Annotated in this window: 25 protein-coding genes, 1 tRNA gene and 1 other RNA gene; 20 read left to right on the top strand and 7 right to left on the bottom strand. The window is 42.8% G+C overall.

What is annotated here, in order from left to right; all coding sequences use genetic code 11:
* The first annotated feature begins 478 nt into the window (after positions 1 to 478).
* Both BUQ89_RS10345 and BUQ89_RS10340 read left to right on the top strand, forming a co-directional pair.
* Entirely contained in the window at positions 479 to 1,348 is an 870-nt protein-coding gene (locus BUQ89_RS10345; RefSeq protein WP_028460956.1) for a PA4780 family RIO1-like protein kinase, read from the top strand.
* Positions 1,349 to 1,459: 111 nt separating this feature from the next.
* Positions 1,460 to 1,536 (top strand) — tRNA-Met (locus tag BUQ89_RS10340).
* A gap of 118 nt (positions 1,537 to 1,654) precedes the next feature.
* Here BUQ89_RS10340 and BUQ89_RS10335 read toward each other — a convergent pair.
* A complete protein-coding gene (locus BUQ89_RS10335; RefSeq protein ID WP_028460955.1) occupies positions 1,655 to 2,101 on the bottom strand; it encodes a protease complex subunit PrcB family protein in 447 nt (148 codons plus the stop codon).
* Between the two features lie 433 nt (positions 2,102 to 2,534).
* Between BUQ89_RS10335 and BUQ89_RS10330 the strand changes: the two genes are divergently transcribed.
* The 4 genes from BUQ89_RS10330 to BUQ89_RS10315 all read left to right on the top strand — a co-directional run bounded on the left by BUQ89_RS10330 (position 2,535) and on the right by BUQ89_RS10315 (position 8,521).
* Positions 2,535 to 3,998 carry a class I SAM-dependent DNA methyltransferase gene (locus BUQ89_RS10330; protein ID WP_028460954.1) on the top strand — a complete coding sequence of 488 codons (1,464 nt, stop codon included), beginning with the start codon at positions 2,535 to 2,537 and terminating at the stop codon, positions 3,996 to 3,998.
* Entirely contained in the window at positions 3,995 to 5,248 is a 1,254-nt protein-coding gene (locus BUQ89_RS10325) for a restriction endonuclease subunit S (RefSeq protein WP_074202597.1), read from the top strand. The genes BUQ89_RS10330 and BUQ89_RS10325 overlap by 4 nt, the downstream gene beginning before the upstream one ends.
* Positions 5,245 to 7,581 (top strand): EcoAI/FtnUII family type I restriction enzme subunit R, encoded by a 2,337-nt coding sequence (gene hsdR, locus BUQ89_RS10320; protein WP_028460953.1) that lies wholly within the window; start codon positions 5,245 to 5,247, stop codon positions 7,579 to 7,581. Before BUQ89_RS10325 ends, hsdR begins: the two co-directional genes overlap by 4 nt.
* 190 nt (positions 7,582 to 7,771) lie before the next feature.
* Positions 7,772 to 8,521: a M48 family metallopeptidase gene (locus BUQ89_RS10315; RefSeq protein ID WP_028460952.1), complete on the top strand. Its 750-nt coding sequence runs from the start codon at positions 7,772 to 7,774 to the stop codon at positions 8,519 to 8,521.
* A 30-nt stretch (positions 8,522 to 8,551) separates the two neighbouring features.
* On the opposite strand, the gene BUQ89_RS10310 is transcribed toward BUQ89_RS10315, so the two are convergent.
* Entirely contained in the window at positions 8,552 to 9,985 is a 1,434-nt protein-coding gene (locus tag BUQ89_RS10310) for a sensor domain-containing diguanylate cyclase (protein WP_028460951.1), read from the bottom strand.
* Positions 9,986 to 10,336: 351 nt separating this feature from the next.
* Between BUQ89_RS10310 and BUQ89_RS10305 the strand changes: the two genes are divergently transcribed.
* Complete coding sequence (locus BUQ89_RS10305) at positions 10,337 to 10,540, top strand: cold-shock protein (protein ID WP_028460950.1); 204 nt, start codon at positions 10,337 to 10,339, stop codon at positions 10,538 to 10,540.
* A 194-nt stretch (positions 10,541 to 10,734) separates the two neighbouring features.
* Here BUQ89_RS10305 and tnpA read toward each other — a convergent pair whose 3' ends face one another.
* On the bottom strand, positions 10,735 to 11,151 hold the full coding sequence (gene tnpA / locus BUQ89_RS10300) for an IS200/IS605 family transposase (RefSeq protein ID WP_074202596.1): 417 nt from the start codon (positions 11,149 to 11,151) through the stop codon (positions 10,735 to 10,737).
* A 30-nt stretch (positions 11,152 to 11,181) separates the two neighbouring features.
* Here tnpA and BUQ89_RS10295 point away from each other — a divergent pair, with 30 nt between their 5' ends.
* The gene (locus BUQ89_RS10295) at positions 11,182 to 12,414 is read left to right on the top strand and encodes an RNA-guided endonuclease InsQ/TnpB family protein (RefSeq protein WP_074202595.1); all 1,233 of its coding nucleotides are present in this window, start codon (positions 11,182 to 11,184) and stop codon (positions 12,412 to 12,414) included.
* A gap of 203 nt (positions 12,415 to 12,617) precedes the next feature.
* Complete coding sequence (locus tag BUQ89_RS10290; RefSeq protein ID WP_083399587.1) at positions 12,618 to 13,583, top strand: GAF domain-containing protein; 966 nt, start codon at positions 12,618 to 12,620, stop codon at positions 13,581 to 13,583.
* 65 nt (positions 13,584 to 13,648) lie between these two features.
* Here BUQ89_RS10290 and BUQ89_RS10285 read toward each other — a convergent pair whose 3' ends face one another.
* Together BUQ89_RS10285 and BUQ89_RS10280 are read right to left on the bottom strand one after the other, a co-directional pair.
* Complete coding sequence (locus BUQ89_RS10285; protein ID WP_074202594.1) at positions 13,649 to 14,476, bottom strand: IS3 family transposase; 828 nt, start codon at positions 14,474 to 14,476, stop codon at positions 13,649 to 13,651.
* A 20-nt stretch (positions 14,477 to 14,496) separates the two neighbouring features.
* Positions 14,497 to 14,778, bottom strand: a complete 282-nt coding sequence (locus BUQ89_RS10280; RefSeq protein WP_074202444.1) for an IS3 family transposase — start codon at positions 14,776 to 14,778, stop codon at positions 14,497 to 14,499.
* 67 nt (positions 14,779 to 14,845) lie between these two features.
* On the opposite strand from BUQ89_RS10280, the gene BUQ89_RS10275 reads away from it, so the two are divergent.
* Positions 14,846 to 16,078, top strand: coding sequence for a putative bifunctional diguanylate cyclase/phosphodiesterase (locus BUQ89_RS10275; protein WP_036573816.1), 1,233 nt, complete (start codon positions 14,846 to 14,848; stop codon positions 16,076 to 16,078).
* A gap of 8 nt (positions 16,079 to 16,086) precedes the next feature.
* Here the strand turns inward: BUQ89_RS10275 and BUQ89_RS10270 are convergent, their stop codons facing one another.
* Complete coding sequence (locus BUQ89_RS10270; RefSeq protein ID WP_245812992.1) at positions 16,087 to 17,568, bottom strand: TM0106 family RecB-like putative nuclease; 1,482 nt, start codon at positions 17,566 to 17,568, stop codon at positions 16,087 to 16,089.
* 318 nt (positions 17,569 to 17,886) lie between these two features.
* Between BUQ89_RS10270 and BUQ89_RS10265 the strand changes: the two genes are divergently transcribed.
* The 7 genes from BUQ89_RS10265 (at position 17,887) to rluB (ending at position 22,753) form a co-directional block, all read left to right on the top strand.
* On the top strand, positions 17,887 to 18,111 hold the full coding sequence (locus tag BUQ89_RS10265) for a hypothetical protein (RefSeq protein WP_028462273.1): 225 nt from the start codon (positions 17,887 to 17,889) through the stop codon (positions 18,109 to 18,111).
* 18 nt (positions 18,112 to 18,129) lie between these two features.
* Positions 18,130 to 18,537 carry a DUF4398 domain-containing protein gene (locus tag BUQ89_RS10260; protein ID WP_051537706.1) on the top strand — a complete coding sequence of 136 codons (408 nt, stop codon included), beginning with the start codon at positions 18,130 to 18,132 and terminating at the stop codon, positions 18,535 to 18,537.
* 85 nt (positions 18,538 to 18,622) lie between these two features.
* The gene (locus BUQ89_RS10255; RefSeq protein WP_028462274.1) at positions 18,623 to 19,423 is read left to right on the top strand and encodes an OmpA family protein; all 801 of its coding nucleotides are present in this window, start codon (positions 18,623 to 18,625) and stop codon (positions 19,421 to 19,423) included.
* Positions 19,424 to 19,742: 319 nt separating this feature from the next.
* An RNA gene (gene ffs, locus BUQ89_RS10250) (signal recognition particle sRNA small type) lies at positions 19,743 to 19,840 on the top strand.
* Between the two features lie 90 nt (positions 19,841 to 19,930).
* On the top strand, positions 19,931 to 21,514 hold the full coding sequence (gene dnaX, locus BUQ89_RS10245; RefSeq protein WP_028462275.1) for a DNA polymerase III subunit gamma/tau: 1,584 nt from the start codon (positions 19,931 to 19,933) through the stop codon (positions 21,512 to 21,514).
* Positions 21,515 to 21,527: 13 nt separating this feature from the next.
* Positions 21,528 to 21,851: a YbaB/EbfC family nucleoid-associated protein gene (locus BUQ89_RS10240; RefSeq protein WP_177183613.1), complete on the top strand. Its 324-nt coding sequence runs from the start codon at positions 21,528 to 21,530 to the stop codon at positions 21,849 to 21,851.
* An 83-nt stretch (positions 21,852 to 21,934) separates the two neighbouring features.
* Positions 21,935 to 22,753 (top strand): 23S rRNA pseudouridine(2605) synthase RluB, encoded by an 819-nt coding sequence (gene rluB, locus BUQ89_RS10235; protein ID WP_028462277.1) that lies wholly within the window; start codon positions 21,935 to 21,937, stop codon positions 22,751 to 22,753.
* 293 nt (positions 22,754 to 23,046) lie between these two features.
* Here rluB and prmB read toward each other — a convergent pair whose 3' ends face one another.
* Entirely contained in the window at positions 23,047 to 23,940 is an 894-nt protein-coding gene (gene prmB / locus BUQ89_RS10230; protein ID WP_028462278.1) for a 50S ribosomal protein L3 N(5)-glutamine methyltransferase, read from the bottom strand.
* 355 nt (positions 23,941 to 24,295) lie between these two features.
* Between prmB and tadA the strand changes: the two genes are divergently transcribed.
* The 3 genes from tadA (at position 24,296) to creA (ending at position 26,061) form a co-directional block, all read left to right on the top strand.
* Positions 24,296 to 24,751: a tRNA adenosine(34) deaminase TadA gene (gene tadA, locus BUQ89_RS10225; protein WP_051537710.1), complete on the top strand. Its 456-nt coding sequence runs from the start codon at positions 24,296 to 24,298 to the stop codon at positions 24,749 to 24,751.
* Complete coding sequence (locus BUQ89_RS10220; RefSeq protein WP_028462279.1) at positions 24,748 to 25,227, top strand: L,D-transpeptidase; 480 nt, start codon at positions 24,748 to 24,750, stop codon at positions 25,225 to 25,227. Before tadA ends, BUQ89_RS10220 begins: the two co-directional genes overlap by 4 nt.
* 342 nt (positions 25,228 to 25,569) lie before the next feature.
* The gene (gene creA / locus BUQ89_RS10215; RefSeq protein WP_083399558.1) at positions 25,570 to 26,061 is read left to right on the top strand and encodes a protein CreA; all 492 of its coding nucleotides are present in this window, start codon (positions 25,570 to 25,572) and stop codon (positions 26,059 to 26,061) included.
* Positions 26,062 to 26,217: the final 156 nt, after the last annotated feature.

Below are 26,217 nucleotides of genomic sequence, written 5' to 3'. Positions count from 1 at the left end.
GAACATCCTTCCTGACGAGATAATCGTAACAGTCCTGGCTGCTTGTTCTGCAATCATAAGATAGCAGAATAACAGCCAAAAGCATTTACTCAAAGCCTCTTTTAAGAAATTCAAAACGATCATGTGGCGTGAATGTGCTCAAGTGTGACAAATTGTCGCGCGACAATTTGCCACATTCCCAAATGATTCTTCTCACTTTACAATTTTATTTCACTGGCCTTTACAGTAACAGCGTGATCAGGAAGGTGAACAGGCTAATCGGATTGCAAGAAGGCGGAATATATTCATTATTCATAGAGATATTTCGCACATTATGGCCCGTTTGCAGCCTGCAACTGTAGCTGAGCATGCCAAGGTCATCGTCGATACTGCCGGTACGATTGCTTGTATTGACAGAGAGGTAGCCGGAAAAATTTACAAGAATTTTTGACAGGAGGATAGGGCGGCCATTGTTTGGACTTGCCCGATATAAATACCGATGAAAATACCGAAGAGAATTGAGCCGTTGGTTGAAGAAGGTCTTATTGATGCCGTGCTTTGTCAATTGATGAGTGGTAAGGAAGCCATGATTTACATGGTACGCAGTGGAAAAAATATGCGTTGTGCCAAGGTTTATAAGGAAAGCAATAAACGCAATTTTCACCAAAGCATTGATTATACGGAAGGACGAAAAGTAAAAAACAGTCGCCGTGTCCGCGCTATGGAGCGGGGCAGTCGATATGGCCGTAAAGCGCAGGAAGAAGCCTGGCAGAGTACAGAAGTCGACATGCTTTGTCGTCTGGCTGCTGTTGGTGTCCGGGTGCCGCGTTTCTATAATTTCTTTGAGGGCGTGCTATTAATGGAACTCATTACGGACGGTCAAGGCAACATTGCCCCGCGACTCAATGACGTCAAATTAACCGCAGAGCAGGCCCGCACGTACTATCATCAACTAATCGATCAGGTGGTCCGGATGCTTTGCGCCGGAGTGATACACGGTGATTTATCCAAATATAACGTGCTGCTCGGTCGTGATGGGCCCGTTCTGATGGATTTTCCTCAGGCTGTGAATGCCGTCAGCCACCATAATGCGCACAATTTGCTGAAACGCGATGTCGATAACCTGACGGCTTACTTTAGTCAGTTTGCGCCAGAGTTGGCCGATACGGATTACGGCGCAGAAATCTGGTCGTATTATAAACGGGGTAAATTACATCCCGGAGTTGATTTGACTGGCCATATTGAGCATTCGGACAAGCCGGTTAATATAGATCGTATTTTGCAAATGATTAATGCAGTACTAAAAAAACAAGCGGCCTGGCAGCGTTATAAGGAGGAAAGATGGACGAGTCCCTATTCTCAATGCTAATCGTGATAATCGTGGCCAAGTAAATCAGATGCTAAATATGACCAGTTGTATCGTTAAAGGAAACATTGTTTGACTTGCATGGATTGATTTTGTTAGAATGCCTAACTCAGACGCGGGGTGGAGCAGTCTGGCAGCTCGTCGGGCTCATAACCCGAAGGTCGTAGGTTCAAATCCTGCCCCCGCAACCAAGAATATATTAATGGCGTACAAGTTAACTCTTGTAGGCCATTTTTTTTATCTTGCAGTGTAAGGCTGATGTAAGAAAACCCGGTCTTAGCCGTTAGTATGCACTCATGCTTTAGAAGGCTATAAGAGGCATTCATCCGTAAGCTGAGAAGAAGAAAACTGAATTGGCTTATTGGTTTTTCTAATCAAAATAGCGGTAAAAGGGTAAGTAACCTGCGTAGTGACAATACAGTTTTTACCAGGGCTGACAACAAAAACCTCAATATGTATAACGTCGTCCAGTTCAATTACTTCACTGACTGAAACACGATACCCACCGCTTGGCCTAAATCCGATTCCACCCGCAACCAACTGAAAAGTTTCAAAGTCAATTTGTGGAAGTAAGGCAGGTATCACGGTGAAAGCTTCACTTTCTTCTAGTAATTCAAGGGACATCTCCCATTCTTTTTGGGTGCGAATAATCTGACTCCAAGGCTCTTCACTCTTGAAGCTAAAAGGCGGCTTTAATACTGTGTGAGAGAAAATATTAGGCACTTCTTGAGCCACCGTAACTGTGCTTATTGTCATTAATGCTGTAATGAAGCATATTTTTCTCAACAAACATCTCATAAGATCACTCTCCATTAAACGCATCAGTTGTTTTAGAAAGAGAGATTATATAGATATAGCAATAATTGACGGTAATCTAGTGCTGTTACGTTCCTGCCACTGTTTCGCCAGCGGAGTGCGCCCAAAAAGCATTCCTGTATGCGACACTATCTTGATCTGTTCATAATGCTTTCACTCCGGTTCTTTATAGCTGTAGATTGTACATTCCCCCATTTTCCAATACTCTCTCGCTAGATATTTAAAAGACCGCTGCATAACTGGTTATCTCGGGCTGGGCAAGGTTTTAAGTGTTTGATTTATCAATGCTACAGGTAATCAGAAAAGCTCAAAAACACAGTTATGCAGCGGTCTTTTTAAGTTGATCAAGTTATGCATGAGGAAAAAGTAGAAAATGTTCGAACAAACCTTCAAAAACATTGATGATGTTCTCTGGAAAGAGGCGGGCTGCACCACGGAGCTCGATTACACCGAGCAAACATCATGGATGTTGTTTCTCAAATATCTTGATGATCTGGAACAAGAACGGGCCATGAATGCCGAGCTGGTCGGTAAAGCATATGAATTCATTATTGATGATGCACACCGTTGGTCAAAATGGGCAGCGCCAAAGAAAGCAGATGGATCGTTCGATCATGACACGGCGCTAACCGGCGATGATTTGATTCAATATATCGACAATGAACTTTTTCCCTACTTAAAAGGTTTTAAACAACGCGCGACCAGCCCCGATACCATCGAATATAAAATCGGTGAAATATTTGGCGAAATAAAGAACAAGTTTCAAAGCGGCTATAGTCTCCGCGATGCCTTGGAACTGATGGACGCTTTACGCTTTCGCTCGCAGAAGGAAAAGCATGAGCTCTCCCATTTGTACGAAGCCAAAATCAAAAACATGGGCAATGCGGGTCGTAATGGCGGGGAATATTACACGCCGCGCCCACTCATCCGCGCCATGGTTCAAGTGGTCAAACCCAAAATAGGTGAGCGCATTTATGATGGGGCGGTCGGTTCGGCGGGCTTCTTGTGCGAAGCTTATGATTATCTGCGCCACGGGGTAAAAGGCAGCGAACTAACCACTAGCGAGCTGCAAACGCTGCAAACCAAGACTTTCTACGGCAAGGAGAAGAAAAGCCTCGCCTATGTGATTGCGATTATGAACATGATCCTGCATGGGATCGACACGCCAAACATTATTCATACCAATACACTGGCGGAAAATATCGCCGATATTCAGGACAAAGACCGTTTTGATGTTGTCCTCGCGAATCCCCCTTTCGGCGGCAAAGAGCGCGCAGAAGTGCAACAAAATTTCCCGATTAAAACCGGGGAGACCGCGTTTTTATTCCTTCAGCATTTCATTAAACACCTTAAAGCCGGTGGACGCGGCGCGGTGGTTATTAAAAACACGTTCCTGTCGAACTCTGACAATGCTTCCAAAGCCTTGCGCAAGGAATTGCTGGAAAGTTGTCATCTGCATACGGTGCTGGATTGCCCCGGCGGCACGTTCCTTGGCGCGGGGGTGAAAACTGTGGTGCTGTTTTTTGAAAAGGGTGCACCCACGCGCAAGGTCTGGTATTACCAACTCGATCCCGGTCGTAATATGGGCAAGACCAATTCCCTCAATGATAATGACCTGAAGGAATTTGTTGAACTACAAGCGAGCTTCGCCGAGTCCGAGAAATCATGGTCGGTTGATGTCACGGATATTGATCAGGAGAATTTTGATTTGTCGGTGAAGAACCCCAACACACCGGAAGCCACACCACTGCGTGAGCCGGAAGATATCATTGCCGAGATTGTTGCGCTTGATGCGGAAAGTGCCGATATCCTTGGAAATATTCGAGGTATGCTGTGAGAGACGGTTGGAGCACAGCTAAGCTTGGGGGCGTTTGCCAAATGATAAAACGAGGTATTGCTCCTAAATACACGGAAAACGGCGGTGTGTGTGTTATCAATCAGAAATGTGTCCGTGATCATAAGGTTAACTATGAACTAGCTAGAAGGCATGACATAGGCCGCAAGGGAATAAACGAAGAAAGATATATTCAGGTTGGTGATGTTCTCGTGAATTCAACTGGTACTGGGACTCTTGGCAGAGTAGCTCAAATTCGGAAGAAACCGACTGAACTTACAACTGTGGACACACACGTTACAATTTGTAGACCTGTACCTGAGAAGTTCTTTGAAGCTTTCTTTGGATACATGCTAATTAAGATAGAGGATGAAATAACGTCTAGTGGTGAGGGAGCAAGCGGTCAAACGGAATTAGCAAGAACTACTCTTGAAAACAAATTTGAAGTCTCGTTTCCACACTCTCTCAGCGAACAAAAGCGGATTGTGGCGATATTGGATGAAGCGTTTGCGGGAATTGATAAGGCGATTGTCAATACCCAGCAGAACCTCGCCAATGCCCGTGAGCTGTTTGAAAGCTATCTAAACAGTATCTTCACCCAAAAGGGTGATGGTTGGCATTACGGTGAGTTAGCTGATATTGGTGGCGATATTAGAACCGGTCCATTTGGTTCTTTGCTTCATAAATCAGATTATATTGATAATGGAACGCCGCTTATAAATCCCGCGCATATTAATGCGGGTCTAATAATTCCTGATATGCGAAAAACAGTTGATAGTGAAGCTTTAGATCGATTGAGCAATTATCGTGTAAAAATAGGCGATGTTATTATTGGGCGCAGAGGTGAAATGGGTAGGTGCGCCGCTATAACAGAAGTCGAAGAAGGCTGGTTATGCGGAACAGGGTGTTTCATTATTTCTTCTAAAAATAATAATGAGGCAGAATTCATTGCTTTATTATTAAGTTCTAACTTTTATAAAGAAGAAATTACAAAACTGGCATCGGGTGCCACTATGCTGAATTTAAGTAATGAAGCACTAGGGAGCCTTACTGTCTCTTTACCTTCTCCAAAAGATCAAATTCTAATTCTTCAACAAATAAAAGAAGTTACAAATGATCAGATCAAACTGAATCAGCTATACAAACAAAAACTCACTGCCCTTACTGAACTCAAACAATCCCTGCTGACAAAAGCCTTTTCCGGTGAATTGACGGCAGATGAACTACCGATCAAGAAAGAAGCTACCGTATGAACGAAGCCGAAACCAGAGCGGAGTTGATTGATCCTGCCTTGAAGGCAGCCGGTTGGGGCGTGGTTGAAGGTGGTCGAGTTCGGCGTGAGGCGATTACATTGGGTCGATTGCAGGGCGCAGGCAAGCGGGCGGCGGGGAATGTTGCTGATTATGTGCTGTTTTATAAGGGGCAGAAGCTTGGCGTGATTGAGGCCAAAAAACGCAGTCTGCCCGCTACCGAAGGTGTGGCGCAGGCTAAAAAATATGCCGCCATGCTCCAGGTCCGTTTTGCTTATTCCACCAATGGTGACGGTATTCACTGCATGGATATGCTAACCGGTAAAGAAGGCTGGATTACGTGCTATCCCACACCGCAAGCGCTATGGGATCAAACGTTCTCGGTGGAATATGCTTGGCGTGATCGTTTCGGCGATGTGCCGTTTGAGGATAAGGGCGGACAATGGCAAGCGCGTTACTATCAGCATAATGCCATCAATAAAACACTGGAGGCGATTGCCGCCGGAGAGAAACGCATTTTGTTGACCCTTGCGACCGGCACGGGGAAAACCTTCATTGCCTTTCAGCTCGCTTGGAAATTATTTCATTCCCGCTGGAATTTAAGTGACGAGCCGACTCGCCGTCCGCGTATTTTGTTTTTGGCTGATCGCAATATCCTCGCCAACCAAGCTTATAACTCGTTTTCTGCTTTCCCCGAAGATGCGTTGGTGAGGATCAAGCCAAATGAAATTCGTAAAAAAGGCCGTGTACCTAAAAACGGCAGCATCTTTTTTACTATTTTTCAAACCTTTATGACAGGGCGTGATGCAGCGGGTAATCCGGCACCCAGCTTTGGCGAGTATCCACCGGACTTCTTCGATTTTATTGTGATTGACGAATGTCACCGGGGCGGCGCGAATGACGAAAGTAACTGGCGCGATATCCTGGAATATTTCGAGCCAGCGGTGCAGCTTGGCTTAACCGCTACACCGAAGCGCAAGAACAATGTCGATACTTATGCTTATTTTGGCGAACCTGTTTACATCTATTCCCTGAAGGAAGGAATTAATGACGGTTACTTAACGCCATTCAAAGTAAAGCAGATTGCTACCACCTTGGATGACTATGTTTATACCTCTGATGATCAAGTAATTGAAGGCGAGATTGAGGAAGGCAAGCGCTATTGCGAAGATGATTTTAACCGCGTGATTGAGATTAAAGCGCGCGAGAAATACCGCGTAAAGTTATTCATGGGCTCGATTGATCAAAGCCAAAAAACGTTGGTGTTTTGTGCCACACAAGACCATGCGCTCGCGGTGCGTGATCTGATTAATCAAATGAAGACCAGCAAGGAGCCGAATTATTGTGTTCGTGTGACAGCCAATGACGGTGAATTGGGCGAACAGCATTTGCGGATATTTCAGGATAACGAGAAAACAATACCGACGATTCTCACCACATCACAAAAACTTTCAACCGGCGTGGATGCCCGGAACATCCGTAATATTGTGCTAATGCGCCCGGTGAATTCGATGATCGAATTTAAACAGATTATCGGACGCGGAACCCGTTTGTTTGATGGTAAAGACTATTTTACGGTCTATGACTTCGTAAAGGCTTATGAGCATTTTAGTGATCCTGAATGGGATGGCGAGCCAGTTGATCCGGTTGTAGCGCCAGTTGGCAACAAGGTTGAGCAGCCCGCTCCGCCAGCTTATGGTAATGAAAATACCAAAGCAAATGATGAAGAGTTGCCGCCGCGTTTAAAAATTAAGATTATGCTAGCGGATGGCAAAGAGCGCCGTATTCAACACATGATGGCGACAACATTCTGGAGCCCCGAAGGTAAACCCATGTCAGCCGCCGAATTCATTCAACGATTATTTGGAGATTTGCCCGAACTGTTTAAGGATGAAGATGAGTTGCGTGCGTTATGGGGGCAGCCTGATACCCGCAAGGCATTGATAGAAAGTTTGGCCGAGAAAGGCTATGGCGATGAGCAGCTTGTTGAAATTCGCCGGATGATCAACGCCGAAAAGAGCGACCTCTTCGATGTGTTGGCTTATATCGCATTCGCCCTTGCACCGATAACGAGGGAAGAACGTGCTGAAACGCGCAAGAAACAGATCTTTTCCCAATATGATGTGAAGTTACAGGATTTTATTGATTTTGTACTGGCGCAATACGTTAAGGAGGGTGTGGGTGAATTGGATCAATCGAAGCTCCCTGATTTGTTGGAATTGAAATATCATGCTACCAGTGATGCGGTAATCCTGCTTGGTGGTGTAGCGCAGATACGTGATGCATTTGTCGGGTTCCAGAAGCATTTGTATCAGGAAAATATAACGTGTAATTGAATTAACAATTTGCAGTAAAAAATTCGATCAAATTAATTGCTGAGTCGATAGGAGAAATTATTAAATTATTACACTCATTACGACGTGTCGAAAATGATGATTGGTGGAAATCTTGTCACAATCAATGATGCAGTATTGAATTGTTGGGTGACATTTTCATTCGAAATGTGTGGGGAGCATTGAACCGTTCATGAGTAATTTCGCCCGACAGAAGGAAATAGCTATCCAATATGGGGATATTGTGATTTATTTTTCCATAAAAGCCCGGTCAGTGAATATTGAGAAAATATCAATCAAGGTTCATCCGGATTGCAGCGTGGCGGTGTATGCGCCATTAATAGCTTCTCATGATGAAATCATCGGTGCGGTAAAGAAACGGGCGTACTGGATCTATCGGCAGCAGTGTTATTTTGAGCGGCGGCGAGAATATATTTTGTCGCAACGCTATGTGAACGGCGAAAATCATTTTTACCTGGGCCGTCGGTATCGGCTAAAAATAAGCGTAGATGCCAGATATATACCGGAAGTAAAACTTTATCGTGGCGTACTGGAAGTAAGATCCAGAATGATCCAGCCGGAAAACATTAAATTTTTGCTATTGAATTGGTACAGAGCACGCGCCAGAGAAGTTTTTGACCGTCGGCTCGATGTAATAATTACTCAAACCCACTGGGTCCAACATAAGCCACCGATCAGGCTATTATCTATGCAAACCCAGTGGGGCCGCTGCTCGCTTAGAGGTCGATTAACGCTCAATCCTCATTTAGTCAAAGCTCCCAGAGAGTGCATCGATTATGTGTTACTGCACGGACTTTGTCATATTGCCGAACATCATCATTCCGAACGTTTCTATCGGCTAATGAAACAGGTGATGCCTCATTGGGAGAAGGTGAAGGAAAGATTGAATGGTCTGACCTATTTTTATTTGAATGATGTTTGATCTAGGTGTTTGTGGATCGTCGGTTAGTGGCTAATATTGGATCACCCGATTTCGACCTTCTGTTTTGGCCCGATACAAGGCTTGATCGGTACGCTGAAATAGCGCTGTCGCTGATTCATTGTAGATATATTCACTTACACCAATACTGATTGTTACCACGATATGTTTTCCTGGAATGTCAATGCCTTGACTCTCTATTCCTTGTTGCAGCTTAGCCGCCTGCAGCAATCCTTGCTCAACTGAGCAGGCGGGCAATAGAATCAAAAATTCTTCACCGCCCCAGCGGCAGATTAAATCTGATTGACGCAGCTTTCCTTTTAAGAAATGGGCTACGCCAGTAATAACCTGGTCCCCAATCAAATGACCAAATTGATCATTGATCTGCTTAAAGTAATCGATATCAACCAGTAATGCGCACAATGACTCCCTGCGTCGATTGGCGAGACGTAATATTTGAGTGATTCTGGTCTCAAAGATTTGTCGGTTATCAAGACCGGTGAGCTTGTCTTTAGTAGCCATATTTTCCAAGCGCTGCTGGTATTTACTAATGGTAAGGTGGATCAGCATCAGTACTATCAGTGTAATTGCTAGACTGAATATTAAATTGACCCACAGGGTATTTTGGATTTGCGACTCGGTCTGATCGATTTGTTCTACCAGCAAGAACCAGTTTAGCTCGGGTATCAATCGGGTTTTTAGAAAGACTTCCTGATCGCCGCGCTGATAGGTGTAAGAGCCGCCCGGGCTAGTCAATATCCGCGTCGCTATTGCACTAAGCCCTGGTGCCTGACGAATGTTATCCACCCCTTGATAGTAGTTGCCACGCAGGGCAATATTGCCGCTTTGATCTATAAAATACACCTGACGAGAATAACGCGTTTGGTATAACTCGATCATTTCTTGTACGATACTGGAAGATAGACCGACACCAATCGCACCCAGGTAACGACCGTCAAAGTCATGGATCTTGTGATTGACAAAAAAATTGGTGCGTGACATGTCGGCGGTGTCGATATCAACATTAATTGCAAGATTGTCATGGCTATCGCTAAATCGAAAGTACCACTTATCCTGCGGATCTTCGGCTTTGATTTGTTTCAATACACCGCTAGAATGGTAGTAGTAATGGCTGCTGGCCGAGACAAAAAAGGCGGTGGTGGTCTTATAGTGTTCCTGTATTGATTTGAGATATTGAACTATTTGTTTGCTGTCTTGTTCTCCCATGAGTATCCACGCCTTGACAAAGGTATCTTGCGCCATCAATGAAGAAATGATGATGGTTGGGAGCATATCTCGTTGAATTTCAGAGTAAATATTGTCACTGGTCAGCGGCAGGGTATTGGAGCGTATATGTACTTGCAATGCATGATTAGCGACAAAGTAACTGATCAGACTCGTGGCGGAGAAACCGGCGATCAGTAACAGTGTAACAAGAACAATAAAGCGGGTTTTTCGATGATTCACGTCACAGTTTCTTAATTGAAGAGAGCGAAAAACCGGCAAGCTTAACATTACTGAAAATATTCGCCTAATAATCAATCGGGCTATGGCGAGTAATTTGGTCGATATTAAAGTTACAATGAAGTCGTGTTGGAATCAATGGGCTGTTAGATTGAATAAATAAATATTTAATCAAATCAAATTATTGTAATTTATTTTAATAAAAGCTTGAACTTATCTAAATAAAGTGTATCTTACTACGGTCTTTTGGATTCAAGCTGTTGAATGTGTCACCTCTGGTAACCTTTTTTCCTTGATATTCGATGGCCACATACGGATAACCGTAAGCGTAAATTTATTATTAAGGAAAGTAACATGGCAACAGGTATTGTAAAATGGTTTAATGATGCTAAAGGTTTTGGTTTTATTACGCCAGATGCAGGTGGAGAAGATTTATTTGCACATTTTTCTGCGATCAGTAGTGAAGGTTTTAAGTCGTTGCGCGAAGCTCAGCGCGTTACGTTTGATGTGACAGCAGGCCCTAAAGGTCAACAGGCATCGAATATTCGGCCTGAATAAGAGCTGTATAGAGTGGTAGTAAAAAACCCGGCTGGTCCGGGTTTTTTTTTGGAAAAACCTGGAGACCCGGCTTGAATGCTTTGAAATTAATCCTATGCTGGTTTGGCTCTCAGCTGAACTATTCATATTTTATCAAATAGCGCGTAAAACTTCGTCCTTCAGGGCGGAGATATAAGCGCACAGGCGAAGCCTGTTTAATGCGGTCTTTGCTGTTGTTCAATATATTGCTTAATAATCGAGAGTGGTGCTCCACCACAACTACCCGCAAAATAGCTTGGACTCCAAAGCATATTACCCCAAAGCTTATTTTTAATTTCGGGATAATTCTTTTTGCGAATAAGTCGGCTTGAAACGCCTTTCAAACTATTTACCAAGTTAGAAATAGCAATTTTTGGTGGATAGTTAACTAAAAGGTGAATATGATCATGCTCACCGTTAAATTCCACCAATTCTGCTTCAAAATCCAAACACACGTTTTTAAATATTTCTTCCAAATCAATTAATACCCTTCCGGAGAAAACATCTCTACGGTATTTTGTTACAAAGACCAAATGAGCATGAAGATTAAAAACACAATGTCTTCCTGTTCTTACATCGTTATTAACTTGCATAGACCAATTCCTTTTTGTATAATTATAACCATGAAGCAGATTATGCGCAAAGCCTTTAAATTTCGACTCAATCCAAATTCTGACCAAGCACAGAAGATGGTTGAGTTTGCGGGTGCTAATCGGTTTGTTTGGAATAAAGCCTTAGCAATGAATCTGTTCAGATTAGAGCAGAAACAGCCATTGCTTTGGTACAACGAGTTGTCATTTTGGCTAAAGCTATGGAAATCCTCAGAAGATTATGGATTTCTAAAAACCGTTCATTCTCAACCGTTGCAACAAGCCTTAAAAAACTTAGAAAAAGCGTTCAAAGACGGTTTTGATAAAAAACAGCCTTTAAAACGGATTCCAAAATTCAAGAAAAAAGGTTTGAGTGACAGCTTTCGTTATCCACAAGGATTTAAGCTGGAGCAAGAGTCTAGCAAAGTGTTCTTGCCTAAAATCGGTTGGGTGAAATATCGTAATTCACGCCAAGTCATTGGTGACGTTAAAAATATGACGATTTCCCGTAAAGGCAGTTATTGGTACGTGTCGATTCAGACTGAGTACGAGACCGAGCTAAAGCGTCATAGCTCAACCAGTATGATTGGTGTTGATATGGGCGTTACCCGCTTTGCAACCTTGTCAGACGGCTCATACGTAGAACCTTTAAACAGTTTCAGAAAGTTATCAAAGAAACTGGCTTTTGAACAGCGTAAGCTGTCTAAAAAAGTCCGTTTCTCTGCTAACTGGAAAAAGCAGAAACAAATCATTACCCGACTGCATGAGCGTATTGCCAATGCTCGTTTAGACTTCTTACACAAAACCTCAACCGAAATCAGCAAAAATCACGCAATGGTCGTAGTTGAGAATTTAAAGATAGGAAACATGTCTAAGAGTGCCAAGGGCAGTGTTGAAAAGCATGGTAAAAACGTCAAAGCGAAATCGGGTCTAAACAAATCCATTCTTGACCAAGGATGGGGAATGTTCGTTTCGTTCTTGGAGTATAAACAGGCTTGTTCAGGCGGGGATGTATTGAAGGTAAACCCTCAATACACCTCTCAAACCTGCCCTAGATGTCAACATGTTAGTCGTGACAATCGTAAAAGCCAAAGTGCTTTTGAATGTACAGAATGTGGATTTAAAGCCAATGCCGACTTGGTAGGTGCCTTGAATGTACTTGAGCGAGGACATCGCTTGTTAGCCTGTGGAGTTGAAACGTTAGTTTCGTCTAAGAAGCAGGAACCAGTAGGCAGTAGCAATACAAACCTACTCTTAACGGCTTAATAAGTCGCTAGGAATCCCCTTCGTTTAGGAAGGGGAGGATGTCAACGGGTTAGGTCTGGCGATTATATTCGTACTGGTAATCGCACTTGTAACATGAAGCCAATACTATATTGCGCGACAGAGTAGTTTTAGATTGGACAGTAAGTGCATTGTTTGTGAACAGCGATATACAATCCAGGGTAACCTATTTTGTCTCGTATGTGATGAGACCATCTGTTCGCTATGTTGTACATTGGATGCGCGTAAAAAAGCATGAATCGATTGATCTGGACAATGGCTGGATTGGAGTGAAAATGCAAACGCATGTTTTTCGTTTTATCAGTATTTTTCTGCTTCTTATAAGCTTCATGGGGGCCATTTTTGGGTTAATTTTTTATCAGCAAGTCATTACAGCGTCTTTAGCACCGAATGCACTGGATAGTCTGAAAGATATATTTTTTAGGGCCTATGCGGCAGTTTTTATATTTCTGAGTGTGGGTGTCTGGTGGTTTGTTTTGATGGAGAAAAATTATCAATTAACGCAAGAAGAAGTTGATATACAAAATATTCAATTGCAAAATGAGATCGCTGAGCGGCAATTAGTCGAACGTAGACTGGCCAGGGAGAAACGTGTGCTTGAGGTGGTGGCCAGTGCTCAACCATTCAACACGGTACTTGATACGATTACGCGTGAAATAGAAGCCGAAGATCCAGACTGGCGCTGCTCAATTTTATTACTCTCAACCGATGGCAGACACCTTTGGGTCGGTTCAGCACCGAGTTTACCGGAATCCTATAGCGACACTATTGGCAGCATCGCCCTGAATACAGATATAGATGTTAGCGGTCATGCCGTGTTTATCGGAAAACGTACGATTGTTAAAAATATACAGACACATCCTTACTGGGTTTATTTCAAAGAGGTGGCCAGGGAAGCCGATTTGATGTCGTGCTGGTTGGAACCCATATTGTCTGCACAGGGCCGAGTGCTGGGAGTGCTTGCAATCTACCATCATAGCGTTATATCACCAACTCAGGATCAATTTAATGGCATTACATTTTTTACGCGTCTTGCGAGCTTGACTATTGAACATAAATTGACTGAAGAAAGAAAAAAGCTTTCTAATAAATTAATCTGGCACCAGGCTAATTATGATGTTTTAACAGGCTTGTCCAATCGTAGTATGTGAAGTGGCCTCCTTTAACTAGACAACCTGAAGATAAATTAAGCTCTAACATGGCTGGTTAATCAAGCTCAGGCAGCTTGAGGAATTGCATACTTCTGATAGTAAACTTCATCTGGTGTTAGATTATCAAGACTTTGATGAAAACGTTCTTGATTGTACCAGTTGAACCAAACATTTAAACTTTTTCTTACCTCCTTTAGGTTATTGAATTCCTGGGTATATAAATGTTCGTATTTGACTGTACGCCATAGTCGTTCAACAAAAATATTGTCATAGTAGCAGCCCTTGCCATCCATGCTGATCTGTATACCATTGGTTTTTAGTATTGATGTAAATGCCTCGCTGGTAAACTGCACACCCTGATCACTATTCATGATTTTCGGACAGCCATGATCCTGGATGGCAGCTTCCAAAGCCTGGACACAGAAATCAGCGTCCAGTGTGTTGGATAAGCGCCAGCTCAGTACTTTACGCGAATGCCAGTCCATAATAGCAACAAGATAGCCAAAACCTTTTTCCATCGGTACGTAAGTGATATCAGTCGCCCAAACTTGGTTGGGGCGACTAATGGCCTTATCTTTGAGCAGATAAGGATATTTCTTGTGCTGCTTGGCCGGAATACTAGTTTTGGGCTTTGGTGCTGTGCTAATAATGCCCAGCATCTTCATCATTGAAGTGGCTTTCTTGCGGCCTATCATCATCCTCTGGCGCCTGAACCACGTGGCATAACTACGTGAACCATACTGTGGTGTTTTCAAATACTGCTCATCCATTTGACGCAACAAGATTAACTCACTCCCATCTGTGGGTTGTGGCTGATAATAATACGACGAGCGTGCAACACCCAGTAAATGGCATTGACGCGATTGACTTAGTTTCTCGTGGTGCTCGATCATTGTTTTGCGCTCAGCAACACTTAATGATCGAGCTTTCTGGCTAAAAAATCGCGTTCCACCGTCAATTGCCCAATCACGCGATGTAAATCGTCGGCACTATGACCATTCTTATTATTGGCGTCACTATTCTTGCCAAACAAATCACTGGCTTTTTCAATCAAATGACGTTTCCAGCTATTAATCTGCGTAGGATGGATATGATAACGAGCGGCTAGTTGTGGTACCGTTTCTTCTCCACGTATTGCTGCCAAGGCTATTTTGGCTTTGAATTCTGTTGAATATTGCATACGTTTCTTGCTCATGATTATGTCTCTCTATTTATTTCATATCAGAGCTTAACAATTTGTCCAGTTTTGCGGTACCACTTCAATGTTTCAGGATCGTCTGGAGCAAGAAATTAAGAAATCTCATCGCATTAAGCGAAAAATGGCATTAATGTTCATTGATCTGGATAGATTCAAAGAGGTGAATGATTCACTAGGTCATACTACCGGTGATCGTCTTCCTGTTGAAGTTGCACGGCGCATCAGTCACTGTGTGCGAGAGTCAGATACCGTTGCCCGACTGGGCGGAGATGAGTTCACGGTAATTTTGTCTGAATTGGAGGAAGCGAATCAGGTCGAACGTGTCGCGCAGCATATAATTGATAGTCTGGCAATTCCATTCAAGCTGGATGGTAAGATTGCTTTTATTTCTGCGAGTATCGGCATTACGCTTTTCCCGGATGATGCTAAAACACCCGAATCACTGATGGCCAATGCGGATCATTCGATGTATACAGCTAAGAATGCAGGACGTAATCGTTTTAGTTATTTTACTGCTGCCCTACAGAAAGCCTCGCAAAAACGCTCTCAGCTGATTAATGATCTGCGCGATGCTTTGTCAACCAAACAGTTTGTTTTGCATTATCAGCCGATTATTAAATTAGCGAACGGAGCGATTCAAAAAGCCGAAGTATTATTACGTTGGTGTCATCCTAAACGAGGCTGGATTAGTCCTGCAGAATTTATTCCCCTCGCAGAAGAAAGTGGAATCATTATTGAGATTGGAAATTGGGTGTTCAGAGAGGCTGTCCAGGAGGTTAAATTTTTACGTGCAACAGGCCATCCCGAATTTCAGATCAGCATTAATAAATCACCGATACAGTTTTGCAGTCATTCACTCTTTTTTCAGGAGTGGTTGCCGTATTTAAAACAATTAGATTTGCCAGCCGAATGCCTGATTATAGAGATTACGGAAAAGCTCTTATTGGAAATGGGAGAGATTGGTACTAGTAAATTACTGGCTCTCCGCGATGCAGGTATTCAAATTGCGATTGATGACTTTGGGACGGGTTATTTTTCGCTGTCTTATTTTAAAAAATTTGATATTAATTTTCTGAAAATAGATCAATCTTTTGTGCAGAATTCAGTCGATTGCTTAAATGATATGGTGCTATGCGAAGCCATTATTACCCTAGCTCATAAGTTAGGTCTAAAAGTAATTGCGGAAGGAGTGGAAACGATAGAACAACATAAGTTGCTAAGCGCAGCCGGTTGTGATTATGGACAGGGGCATTTTTTCTCGCAACCCGTAACGGCTGATATTCTGAGAAGAATGTAAACTTATTGTTATTTCAGCTTTATAAGTGATTGTGGCGTGAAATGAGTGTGCGTTTGAAAACAATTCCGGAGCCATTTCTCAAGTTGCCATGTGGCTGTGACATCATCACGGTTATAGTCCAGGATTTCCGTCTTCAACTTGCCCTTTTTTTTAGGGTCGGTTTCGATTAGAAAGCGATTGAATTGTACTACAGACCACTGCGATCCTGAATGCTTGTTCTTCCACTGAAAATTCACCAAATCCTTATGTTTGCAGATATCTTTCAGACCATAGCCCTGTAAGGGCAAGATCAGTTGCTCTTGTACGGGTTTTTGTAGGTCAAACAAAGGACTGTTATCTCCCAGTAACCATAAAACAGTTGTATGATCTTCCATATCGTAACGTTCGGCATATTTCCTGATGGTCGCTTTTTCGTGATTGGAATAATGAGCCAATATCAAAGATGAATATTGTTTACGATATTGTTCAATTTTCTCCAGAAAATGGATCCAGCCTGTGTAGTCTTGAGTCTCGTCATCAGTCCAGATATATTCAAAATCTTTACTGGAGTAGGAGGGTGTGAGTAATCCCCAGAGATAGACATGGCGCCTGCGAGAGGATGTCAGAGGGTTGTCTTCAATGTCAAAATGTACCCAAGTGCCCTTAGGTAAGGTAATGGAATCAAGCTGAAATACTTGGCCTGTCAGAAAGGATCTGGCCTGTAGAATGGCTCGCTGCTTTCTTTTGTGTCCTTTGAGATAAGGTGTATCTGGTATCGTTTCAGCACTGCTGTTCGAGAACTGGGTAATAGTCGAGATGCCGGCCGCTGCAAGGTTGCTCGCTGTGCGACCATGAATCCCATGCAGCAGCGACAGGTCTTCTTTTGCCTCAAACTCGGGGCGACAGTGAGTATAGTAGGGGCAGATACGACATTTGCTATGACTATAATGCGCCATTGGTTGTTCATGCATGGTGAATAGCTGCTTCATATTCATGACGAAGGTGTCTACCAATGGATTGATTTCATCGCCGAGGGTAGCTGTTCTGCCATTGCCGAGAAATACCATCGCAGGCAGATGATTAGCGAGTATACGTCGATATAAGCCCAGCTGTATCTGGATTCCTTTTTTGTTTTCACTATGCGATAGCTTGGCATCCGCTGGCTGATATTGGCCACTTTCATGCCGGATGAGAAAATCAGGATATCCGATAATGCCTTCTTGTTCATCCAGGAGTTGACCTTGATAAATGACTGGAGTACCTCGCTGCATGAGTGTGCGTGTATGTTTTACTGAATCGGCCTGATGTACCTCGTATTGTTGTTGTAGTTTGGTGAGTATGGCTATTTTGTGTGCCAGCCCGATATCGAGTAAAAGTTTTTCGAAGCCGCCGATCTCAATCTCGATATTTTTGCTTTGATGTTTATTGAGCCAGGTACGACGGATACATGAGATCCAGGATGTGGCATCGCTGGGTTTAATGAGATTCTGAGCAGATTTATTGAGGATCACCGGTTTTCTTATCCTTGTTCTAAGCGTATAAGCATCACAGCGTATACTATCAGACACGATAACTGAGAATGATGTTCTGGTGGGCTGTATTCAAGCGCTTATTACGTATTGGCTCCATATCGGATAAAGTTATAGAAAAAATTTGTTTTTTTGTGGAGACTAATGGCAGAGAATAATCTCATAATCGTAGACTTCACAGGAAAAGCCTTCTATTCTATGGATAGTCAAATAACTATTTAGTTAGAAACGGTATCGATTAATTAGTGCAATAGGTTCAATACCTAATAGCTATTTGTATTAGAAACCTGGAGAATTGGTATGTCAGGACAAAACTCTAGCGGAAACGTACTCGCAGCAATTTGTAGTTTTTTTATCCCTGGCCTAGGTCAATTAGTTCAGGGTCGTATATTAGCTGCTTTGCTATTTTTTGTAATGGTGGGGATTAATTATTTTTTTGCGGTATTAATTATTCCTGCGATTATCGGGGGTATTTTTCATCTTTGGTCTATTATTGATGCAGCTCGGTTTGATTCATCAGTTTGATAAACAGGAGAAGATATCATGCTTTCAATGAATGAGAATATTACGCTATATGATTCTGAGATACGAAAAATAAAGGTCATTTTACAGAAGAGTGTGATACTGGCAGTGTACTTGATGCTAGTGGCTTGCGGATCGACACCAGTCAGCGAGAATTTCTATTCAAGTGTACAAGTACGGATTGATGATGCCAAAAAGATAAAGGCTGATGAGTTGGCGGGCGCGGAGCTTTATGCGGCCCAGAAAAAATTCGAGGATGCCCGCAGGGCGGATAAAGCTGGCGATCGTGAAAAGGCGTTGCGGTTACTTAAAGAAGCAGAACTGCATGCGCAGCTAGCAGAATCTCGCGCACTAAGCGCGCGTTCACAAAAAGCGCTTGATGCAATTAATGCGGGGCTGAATACATTACAAGAAGAATTAGATCATTAGTGCTTCGGTACGGGCATTTGAATCAACTATTTTATGAAAGAACCGGATGCAACAGTGTCAACATATGTAATGTCAGGAGGTTACCATGAAGATCAAGTCTATTATCATTATTTCATTGCTATTTTTACTGATTTCCTGTGCCAGTAATCAACCCAGTCTGATATTAAATGAAGCTGAGAATCAATATGAATCGGCACGCATGATCAAGGGTATTTTTAACACGGACGCTCAAAAAATGGGCGAGGCAAAAGAGGCGCTTGGTAAAGCAAAGCAGTTGCAGGAAAATAATAAGGATAAATATCTGGTTGATCATTACGCAACTATTTCAATTAAAAATACGGAGATAGCACAAGAGCGTCACCGTTTGAAGCAAACAGAACTAGAAATTGAGGAGGCAAATAAAAAACGCCAACAGTTACTTTTGCAAGCCAGATCGCAAGAAGTAAAATCGGCCAGAATGGAGGCAATGAAACTGGCTGCTGAGCTGGATGCACTTCAGGCCGAGCAAACTGAACGAGGGATTATTCTGACGTTGGAGAATATTGTTTTTGCGTTTAACAGCGCGATGCTACAACCTAACGGAGATAGAACGGTTGCACGGATTGCTCAGTATCTGAACGATTATCCTCAGCGCCATATATTGGTTGAAGGCTTTACGGATAATATTGGAAGCGAAGCATATAATCTTGAGCTATCTAGGCAGCGTGCTGAAGCGGTTGAGCAATCTCTGATTAGGCATGGCGTTGATTCCAGACGGGTTGGTATAGTTGGTTTGGGAGAGGCTTATCCAATTGCTTCGAATGAAACGAATGCGGGTAGGCAGAAAAACCGGCGTGTGGAGATAGTTATTGCTAATCAGGATGGTAGAAATATATTAGGGCGATAGCTGTGTTATCTGATGGTCATCGCATAATTGATGTTTATTGAATCTACAGGGCATGGCGATGTCGGCTTTTAAATTCCGACTGGCAAGCGGGAGATAAATGCTATAGCCGGCCTTGGAGTTATTGACGATGTGCTGGTATACTGCACGTATGCTTTCTGCTATAAGATTTTTGTATGGTATCGTGGCATTAATGAAATAGATTGTTGATGGCGCTGGACGTTGATACCAACTCAGTGCACAATAAGGCCTGTATCAGTGAATAGCAGAAACCGGGTTTTATTGATATCGAATTAGTAGATTGATTTGTAATAGTTTTTATGGCGGGCCTCCCCGCATTGTAAGATAGTGAATCTGGTCAGATCCGGAAGGAAGCAGCCACAGCTGTTTTTACAAGTGCCGGGGGTCTGGCTCGCCACCCTACTTCTTTCTTTGCATCTATTGGGTTTCAGTAGTATTTGCTGGCTTGAAATATTCTTATTTGTTTTTCCTACTTATTCAAGAAATATCGTGCTCCAAATCCAAGCCCTTGCTCGCAAATGGCGTCCCAAAAACTTTTCAGAGCTCTCTGGACAAGATCATGTAGTTAGGGCGCTTACTAATGCGCTTGAACAAAACAGGCTGCATCATGCCTATTTGCTCACTGGTACACGGGGTGTAGGCAAAACAACAATTGCACGTATTCTGGCCAAGGCGCTTAATTGCGAAGCAGGTATTACGTCTATGCCATGTGGAATATGCACGGCCTGCACTAGCATAGATGGTGGCCATTTTGTTGATATGATCGAGCTGGACGCGGCTTCCAATACCCAGGTGGACAGTATGCGGGAGCTGCTTGAAAATGCACTTTATGCACCGACCAGCTCTCGCTATAAGATTTATATTATTGATGAAGTACATATGCTTTCCAAGTCAGCTTTTAATGCAATGCTGAAAACTTTGGAAGAACCACCTGCACATGTTAAATTTGTACTGGCCACAACTGACCCGCAGAAGATCCCCATCACCGTCTTGTCTCGTTGTTTACAATTTAATCTGAAACAAATCCCGGTCACGCAGATTGTTACTCATCTTAAATATATACTGACACAAGAGGGGATTAGCTGTGATGATGAGGCATCATTGCAGTTATTGGCGCGCGCGGCACAGGGTAGTATGAGAGATGCCTTAAGTATGCTTGATCAAGCAATTGCTTTTGGTCAGGGAAAAGTTGGAGAGGCTATTGTACGCGAGATGCTCGGTATTATTGATCAGCATTATCTCTATGATTTACTGGATGCGCTGGCACAAAAGAGCGGTTCCCAAATAATACGTTTGGCGGATGAAATGGAAGCGTGCTGTCTTTCATTCGATAATGCTTTACAGGAGTTAGCTGCATTGCTGCATCGCATCACTCTGGCTCAGACGGTGCCAGAAGCGATTGATGAAAGTATTCCAGATCATAAGCGTCTTTTTACGCTTGCGAAAACTTTTACTCCAGACGACATTCAGTTATTTTATCAGATTTGTTTACATGGGCGCACCGATTTGAGTCTAGCGCCTGATGAGTATGCGGGCTTTACCATGACATTAATGCGCATGCTGATCTTTATGCCGGAAAGTATGTCACAACATAGTCATTCACCTGTGACTGACAGGGGCGTAGAACATAGGGTAGCACCTGTGAACTTAACAACAAAGCCGGATGCAGATGCAGGTAGGTCAGTAAACAAAAGTGTTGATGATTGGCCGACGTTGGCAAATCAATTGAAACTGACGGGCATGACAAAAATGTTGGCACAACATAGTGAAGCAAAGTTTTTTTCTGCGAATAGAATTGAATTATGCGTACCGGAAATACATAAATATCTACTGGAGAAAGCATACCAGGATAAAATCCAGGCGGCGCTGGACACATACTTTGGCCAATCCGTCGCATTACAGTTTTCTGTGGGAAATATCACAGGCATGACACCCGCAGCATTACAAGATCGTGAGAAGGAAACAAAACAGCTGCAAGCTGTCGCAGCGATTGAGCAAGACCCCATTGTGCAGGAGCTAATGGAAGATTTTGATGCACGATTAATTGTTTCTTCAATCAAACCTATTCAATAGTGGAGGTAATATAATGAGAGGCAACTTGGGTAACCTGATGAAACAGGCGCAACAGATGCAAGAAAATATGAAGGAAATGCAGGATAAATTAGCAACAGTAGAAATTGAAGGCCAATCCGGAGCAGGGATGGTCAAAGTTGTCATGACTTGCCGTCACGATGTGAAAAACATCAGTATTGACGACAGTTTGATTGGTGATGATAAGGATATGCTGGAAGATCTGATTGCGGCGGCTGTCAATGATGCGGTACGGCGCGTTGAGTCGACGACACAGGAAAAGATGGCAGAGATTACCACTGGATTGGGTTTGCCACCAGGAATGAAATTACCATTTTAAATTCGTATAAGTGGTTACTATACTAATAGTTAACTGTAGTAAGACAGCACCATCGTTTTTCAGATCAGGAGATTAATCAATAGATGAGCGCAAGCAGACCGATCAGACCGGTAAAAAAGAAATCGCCGGCATCATCGGGCGCCAATGCGGCAGATGTATCGGTACTCGCTATTACCCATAAGCTGCATAAGTTACTGGCACAGAAAGGACTCGGTTCGCGACGCGAAATGGAGGCATTGATTGCTGCTGGCCAAGTGAGCATCAATGGGAAAGTGGCAGTGACTGGTGATCGGGTTGGGCCAGAAGATATTGTGCGACTTGGCAAACGTATCATTCGTTTCAGTTTAAGTGAACCATCGCTTCCGCGGGTAATGTTATATCACAAGCCAGAAGGCGAGATTGTGAGTCGCAATGATCCGGAAGGACGTCCGTCGGTATTTGATAAACTGCCACATCTTAAATCATCTAAATGGATAGCGATTGGCCGATTGGACTTTAATACTAGCGGACTATTGATATTTACTACGGATGGCGTTTTGGCAAACCGATTAATGCATCCCCGGTTTGAAGTAGAAAGAGAATATGCGGTGCGCTTGATTGGGAGGTTGACGGCAGAACAGATCTTGCTATTGACTACTGGTATCGAGTTAGAGGATGGCTTTGCAAAATTCAATCGCTTATCAGATCAGGGTGGTGAAGGCTCTAATCATTGGTATCACGTCGTCTTAAAAGAAGGAAAGAACCGTGAGGTGCGTCGTATGTTTGCAGCCGTGGGTTTGTCAGTGAGTCGTTTGATGCGTGTACGTTTTGGTCCCATTAACTTACCGCCGCGTATCAAGCGAGGAAAGTGGCTAGAGCTGGATGAAAAAGAGACGAGGCGTTTATTAAATCTGGTGGCGTAGTCGTATAAATATTTCGATAAGAAACATTGTTTTATAAACCACGAGACCTTTGCAAAACCCCAATAATTGAAAAATTAACCCTTTATAATCAATAGCCAGAAAACTTCTGACGAGGGCTTTTGCAAAAGCCTCTGCCTATATCATTGTTTATGCGTCAGCTATTGATCTATTAATCTACCTTATGCGTGCACTAGTTTACTTAATTTAAGGGGGATGTTCGATAATTCATAAAAACTGCTTTTAAATCGACGCTCTGAATTATGGTGTTATCTTTGATTGATTTCTAATAGTTTTTATGGAATTTGATCGCGTTTTAACAAGAAAACGAATTCATCACCCGCGTTGGTTTCAAGCCAGGTAAAGGGCACCCTGGGAAAGATTTGTTCCAGGGCGGATCGGTTATGACCAATTTCAACGATTAATAATCCTTCTTCGGTTAGATAATCTGTTGCCTGCTGGAGTATTGTCCGGATTGCATCCAGTCCGTCTTCGCCACTTGCGAGCGCGTGGCGTGGTTCATGGCGATATTCCTCAGGCAATCTCGCCATAGATTCAGCGTTGACATAAGGCGGATTACTGATGATAAGATCATAGCGGCGTTTCGGTAACTGGTTCAATAAATCGGATTGAATGAGATGAATTTTTTCTGCTAAGTCATAATCCGTTACATTTTTACGTGCAACTTCCAATGCATCCGCCGAGATATCTGAGGCATCTATGATGGCATTGTTAAAACTGTGTGCCAATAATATGGCAAGACAGCCTGATCCGGTACAAAGATCCAATGCTGAATAGATGTTATCTGGATCGATTATCCAGGGAGCAAGCTGTGTTTGTAATAACTCTGCGATAAATGAGCGCGGTACGATGACACGCTGGTCGACATAAAAACGATAGTCTCCGAGCCAGGCCTCATTGGTAAGATAAGCGGCAGGAATTTTCTCGATTACCCGGCGTTTAATCAGATTCAATACTTGTTCTCGTTCGTTGTCGATGAGGCGTGCATCCAGGAATGGTTCGAGTTGATCAAGTGGCAAATGTAATGCACTCAGAATAAGATAGGCCGCTTCATCATAGGCGGTAGCAGATCCATGACCAAAAAAAATATCTGATTTATTAAATTGACTGACTGCGAAGCGTAATAGATCACGAATTGTGTAAAGCTGAGACTGAGCCTGGGTAATCATGAGATTTTGAGGAGTCAATAATAATTTAGGGTTTGAAAAAGAGTATCCACCTGTTTTATACAAAAGACCTCTGCATAACTATGTTTTTGAGCTTTTCTGATTACTTGCAGCATTGATAAATCAAACACTTAAAAACCTTGCCAGCCCGAGATAACCAGTTATGCAGCGGTCTTTACAATGTAGTTAAAACAAATTGGAATCGATATAGCTTTAATGGATAACGCTGTAGTTGGAATGTAGCATAAAAATCTATACCCTATCGATCTACGATTATAGATAAAAATAAAAGAAAGGTGATCTGACAATTAATCCGAATAAATTAGAAGAAAGCACGCCATGCTGTGATATTGATTTTATGTATGCAGCATTCGAACTGGCGCAACAAGCACAGCATATGGATGAAGTGCCTGTTGGTGCAGTGGTAGTGAAAGATGGGGCGATAATCGGACGTGGTTACAATCATTCCATTACGGCTGCTGATCCTACCGCTCACGCCGAAGTGATGGCATTGCGGGATGCTGGGTGTAATTTAACCAACTATCGTTTAATGGGTTGTACACTTTATGTAACACTGGAGCCATGTGCCATGTGCATGGGAGCACTTTTTCATGCACGAATTGCGCATTTAGTCTATGCTGCGCCAGATCCTAAAACAGGTGCTTGCGGTAGTGTGATTGATTTATCTTCGGAAACACGGCTGAATCACCATATGCGGATAACCCGAGGTATTCTGGCAGAAGAATCCAGTGCGTTGCTGAAACAATTTTTTTCAGAACGACGCAAGATGGCAGCAAAAAAGAGAGCGTCATGAAAATTAATATTAATATTGCTTCGCAACAACTCGACTTGCTGGATGATAACGGAAACATCATTAGACAGTGCCTGATTTCTTCAGCCAGGAATGGGGTAGGGCAGAAGAAGGACAGTTTTTGTACACCGTTGGGAATGCATGTGATACGCGCCAAGGTTGGTCAGGATCAGCCGATCAATACGGTATTTATCAGGCGACGGCCAACGGGCGAAATCTACACATCTGAACTGGGTGAACGTTATCCCAAGCGTGACTGGATTTTGACTCGTATTTTATGGCTTTCTGGTTGTGAGCACGGTTTTAATCGATTAGGTTTGGTTGATACCATGCGGCGATATATTTATATCCATGGTAGTCCAGATAGTGTAAAGATGGGCAAGCCTGGCTCTATTGGGTGTATACGTATGCACAATCATGATTTGTTAACTTTGTTTGATGAGGTCGATGTAGGTACGCGCGTGGAAATTAGATGTTAGACTAATAGCTAATAGGGTGGTGGTTTTTTGTGTCAAATGATTTGCTTTTATTGGCGCGAAATTAATTAAGCCAATTTAGTTTGGAACTTTTTCCTGTGATTTAAGGTCTTTTATCGATAAATAATTAGCCTGATTAATTATATTCGTTGTTGTATTCTGGCTTTGAATTCATGTGTCATTCTTCTTTAGCTCTATCTGAATAGCTTAAGCCTTCATGGTTTTTATTTGTTTGTAGAGGTGATACAGTTCGATCATAGAGATGATGAAGGTAATTGCTAACATCGCTTGAATTGTAATGGTAAATTCAGTGAGATAATATCTCATCAATAGGAGAGTGCATCAATGACTAGTTTTGCAAGAATGCTGAAGCGTACAGGATATGCTATGTTGGTTTTGACGTTACTGTTTCCTACGCTGATTATGGCGGAGGAAATTGGCAGTGTCTCAACGAAATTCAAAATGTTGGGAGCTAATGACAAGATTATTATTGAAGCTTTTGATGATCCGGATATCCGCGGGGCGACCTGTTATTTAAGTCGAGCCAAGACAGGGGGAGTCAGTGGGGCTGTGGGCATTGCTGAAGATACTTCTGATGCTTCCATTGCATGCCGTCAGGTTGGGCCTATTACGTTACCGAAGAACATTAAAAATGGCAAAGCGGATGGTGAAGAGGTATTTAAGAAAAGCACCTCACTGTTATTCAAATCGCTACAGGTCGTTCGTTTTTATGATCCCAAGCGTAATGTGCTGATTTATTTAACGTATAGCGATAGAATTATTGAAGGATCACCAAAAAACAGTATCTCAACGATTCCGATTATGCCATGGCCCTGATGTATCAAAAATAAATAAGTGAAAAACGGAGGGCATGGATTTTCAAGTAGAAATTATTTATTGATTAGTAAATAGTTTCTTTGTTTAATCCCGCCTGTCAGAAAACGTGATATAAAATTGCTTACATTGATGGTATTTGAATTCTTAAAGTATTAT

This window comes from Nitrosomonas cryotolerans ATCC 49181 (assembly GCF_900143275.1).
In the GTDB taxonomy this organism is placed as follows: domain Bacteria; phylum Pseudomonadota; class Gammaproteobacteria; order Burkholderiales; family Nitrosomonadaceae; genus Nitrosomonas; species Nitrosomonas cryotolerans.
Note: the sequence above shows the minus strand (reverse complement) of the source record. Positions and strands in the feature narration are given on the sequence as shown.

Coding starts and splice junctions, on each gene's coding strand:
- BUQ89_RS10345 (WP_028460956.1), top strand. CDS start 479: ATGAAAATACCGAAGAGAATTGAGCCGTTGGTTGAAGAAGGTCTTATT.
- BUQ89_RS10335 (WP_028460955.1), bottom strand. CDS start 2,101: ATGACAATAAGCACAGTTACGGTGGCTCAAGAAGTGCCTAATATTTTC.
- BUQ89_RS10330 (WP_028460954.1), top strand. CDS start 2,535: ATGTTCGAACAAACCTTCAAAAACATTGATGATGTTCTCTGGAAAGAG.
- hsdR (WP_028460953.1), top strand. CDS start 5,245: ATGAACGAAGCCGAAACCAGAGCGGAGTTGATTGATCCTGCCTTGAAG.
- BUQ89_RS10315 (WP_028460952.1), top strand. CDS start 7,772: ATGAGTAATTTCGCCCGACAGAAGGAAATAGCTATCCAATATGGGGAT.
- BUQ89_RS10305 (WP_028460950.1), top strand. CDS start 10,337: ATGGCAACAGGTATTGTAAAATGGTTTAATGATGCTAAAGGTTTTGGT.
- tnpA (WP_074202596.1), bottom strand. CDS start 11,151: ATGCAAGTTAATAACGATGTAAGAACAGGAAGACATTGTGTTTTTAAT.
- BUQ89_RS10295 (WP_074202595.1), top strand. CDS start 11,182: ATGAAGCAGATTATGCGCAAAGCCTTTAAATTTCGACTCAATCCAAAT.
- BUQ89_RS10290 (WP_083399587.1), top strand. CDS start 12,618: ATGAGACCATCTGTTCGCTATGTTGTACATTGGATGCGCGTAAAAAAG.
- BUQ89_RS10285 (WP_074202594.1), bottom strand. CDS start 14,476: ATGATCGAGCACCACGAGAAACTAAGTCAATCGCGTCAATGCCATTTA.
- BUQ89_RS10280 (WP_074202444.1), bottom strand. CDS start 14,778: ATGAGCAAGAAACGTATGCAATATTCAACAGAATTCAAAGCCAAAATA.
- BUQ89_RS10275 (WP_036573816.1), top strand. CDS start 14,846: ATGTTTCAGGATCGTCTGGAGCAAGAAATTAAGAAATCTCATCGCATT.
- BUQ89_RS10265 (WP_028462273.1), top strand. CDS start 17,887: ATGTCAGGACAAAACTCTAGCGGAAACGTACTCGCAGCAATTTGTAGT.
- BUQ89_RS10260 (WP_051537706.1), top strand. CDS start 18,130: ATGCTTTCAATGAATGAGAATATTACGCTATATGATTCTGAGATACGA.
- BUQ89_RS10255 (WP_028462274.1), top strand. CDS start 18,623: ATGAAGATCAAGTCTATTATCATTATTTCATTGCTATTTTTACTGATT.
- BUQ89_RS10240 (WP_177183613.1), top strand. CDS start 21,528: ATGAGAGGCAACTTGGGTAACCTGATGAAACAGGCGCAACAGATGCAA.
- rluB (WP_028462277.1), top strand. CDS start 21,935: ATGAGCGCAAGCAGACCGATCAGACCGGTAAAAAAGAAATCGCCGGCA.
- prmB (WP_028462278.1), bottom strand. CDS start 23,940: ATGATTACCCAGGCTCAGTCTCAGCTTTACACAATTCGTGATCTATTA.
- tadA (WP_051537710.1), top strand. CDS start 24,296: ATGTATGCAGCATTCGAACTGGCGCAACAAGCACAGCATATGGATGAA.
- BUQ89_RS10220 (WP_028462279.1), top strand. CDS start 24,748: ATGAAAATTAATATTAATATTGCTTCGCAACAACTCGACTTGCTGGAT.
- creA (WP_083399558.1), top strand. CDS start 25,570: ATGACTAGTTTTGCAAGAATGCTGAAGCGTACAGGATATGCTATGTTG.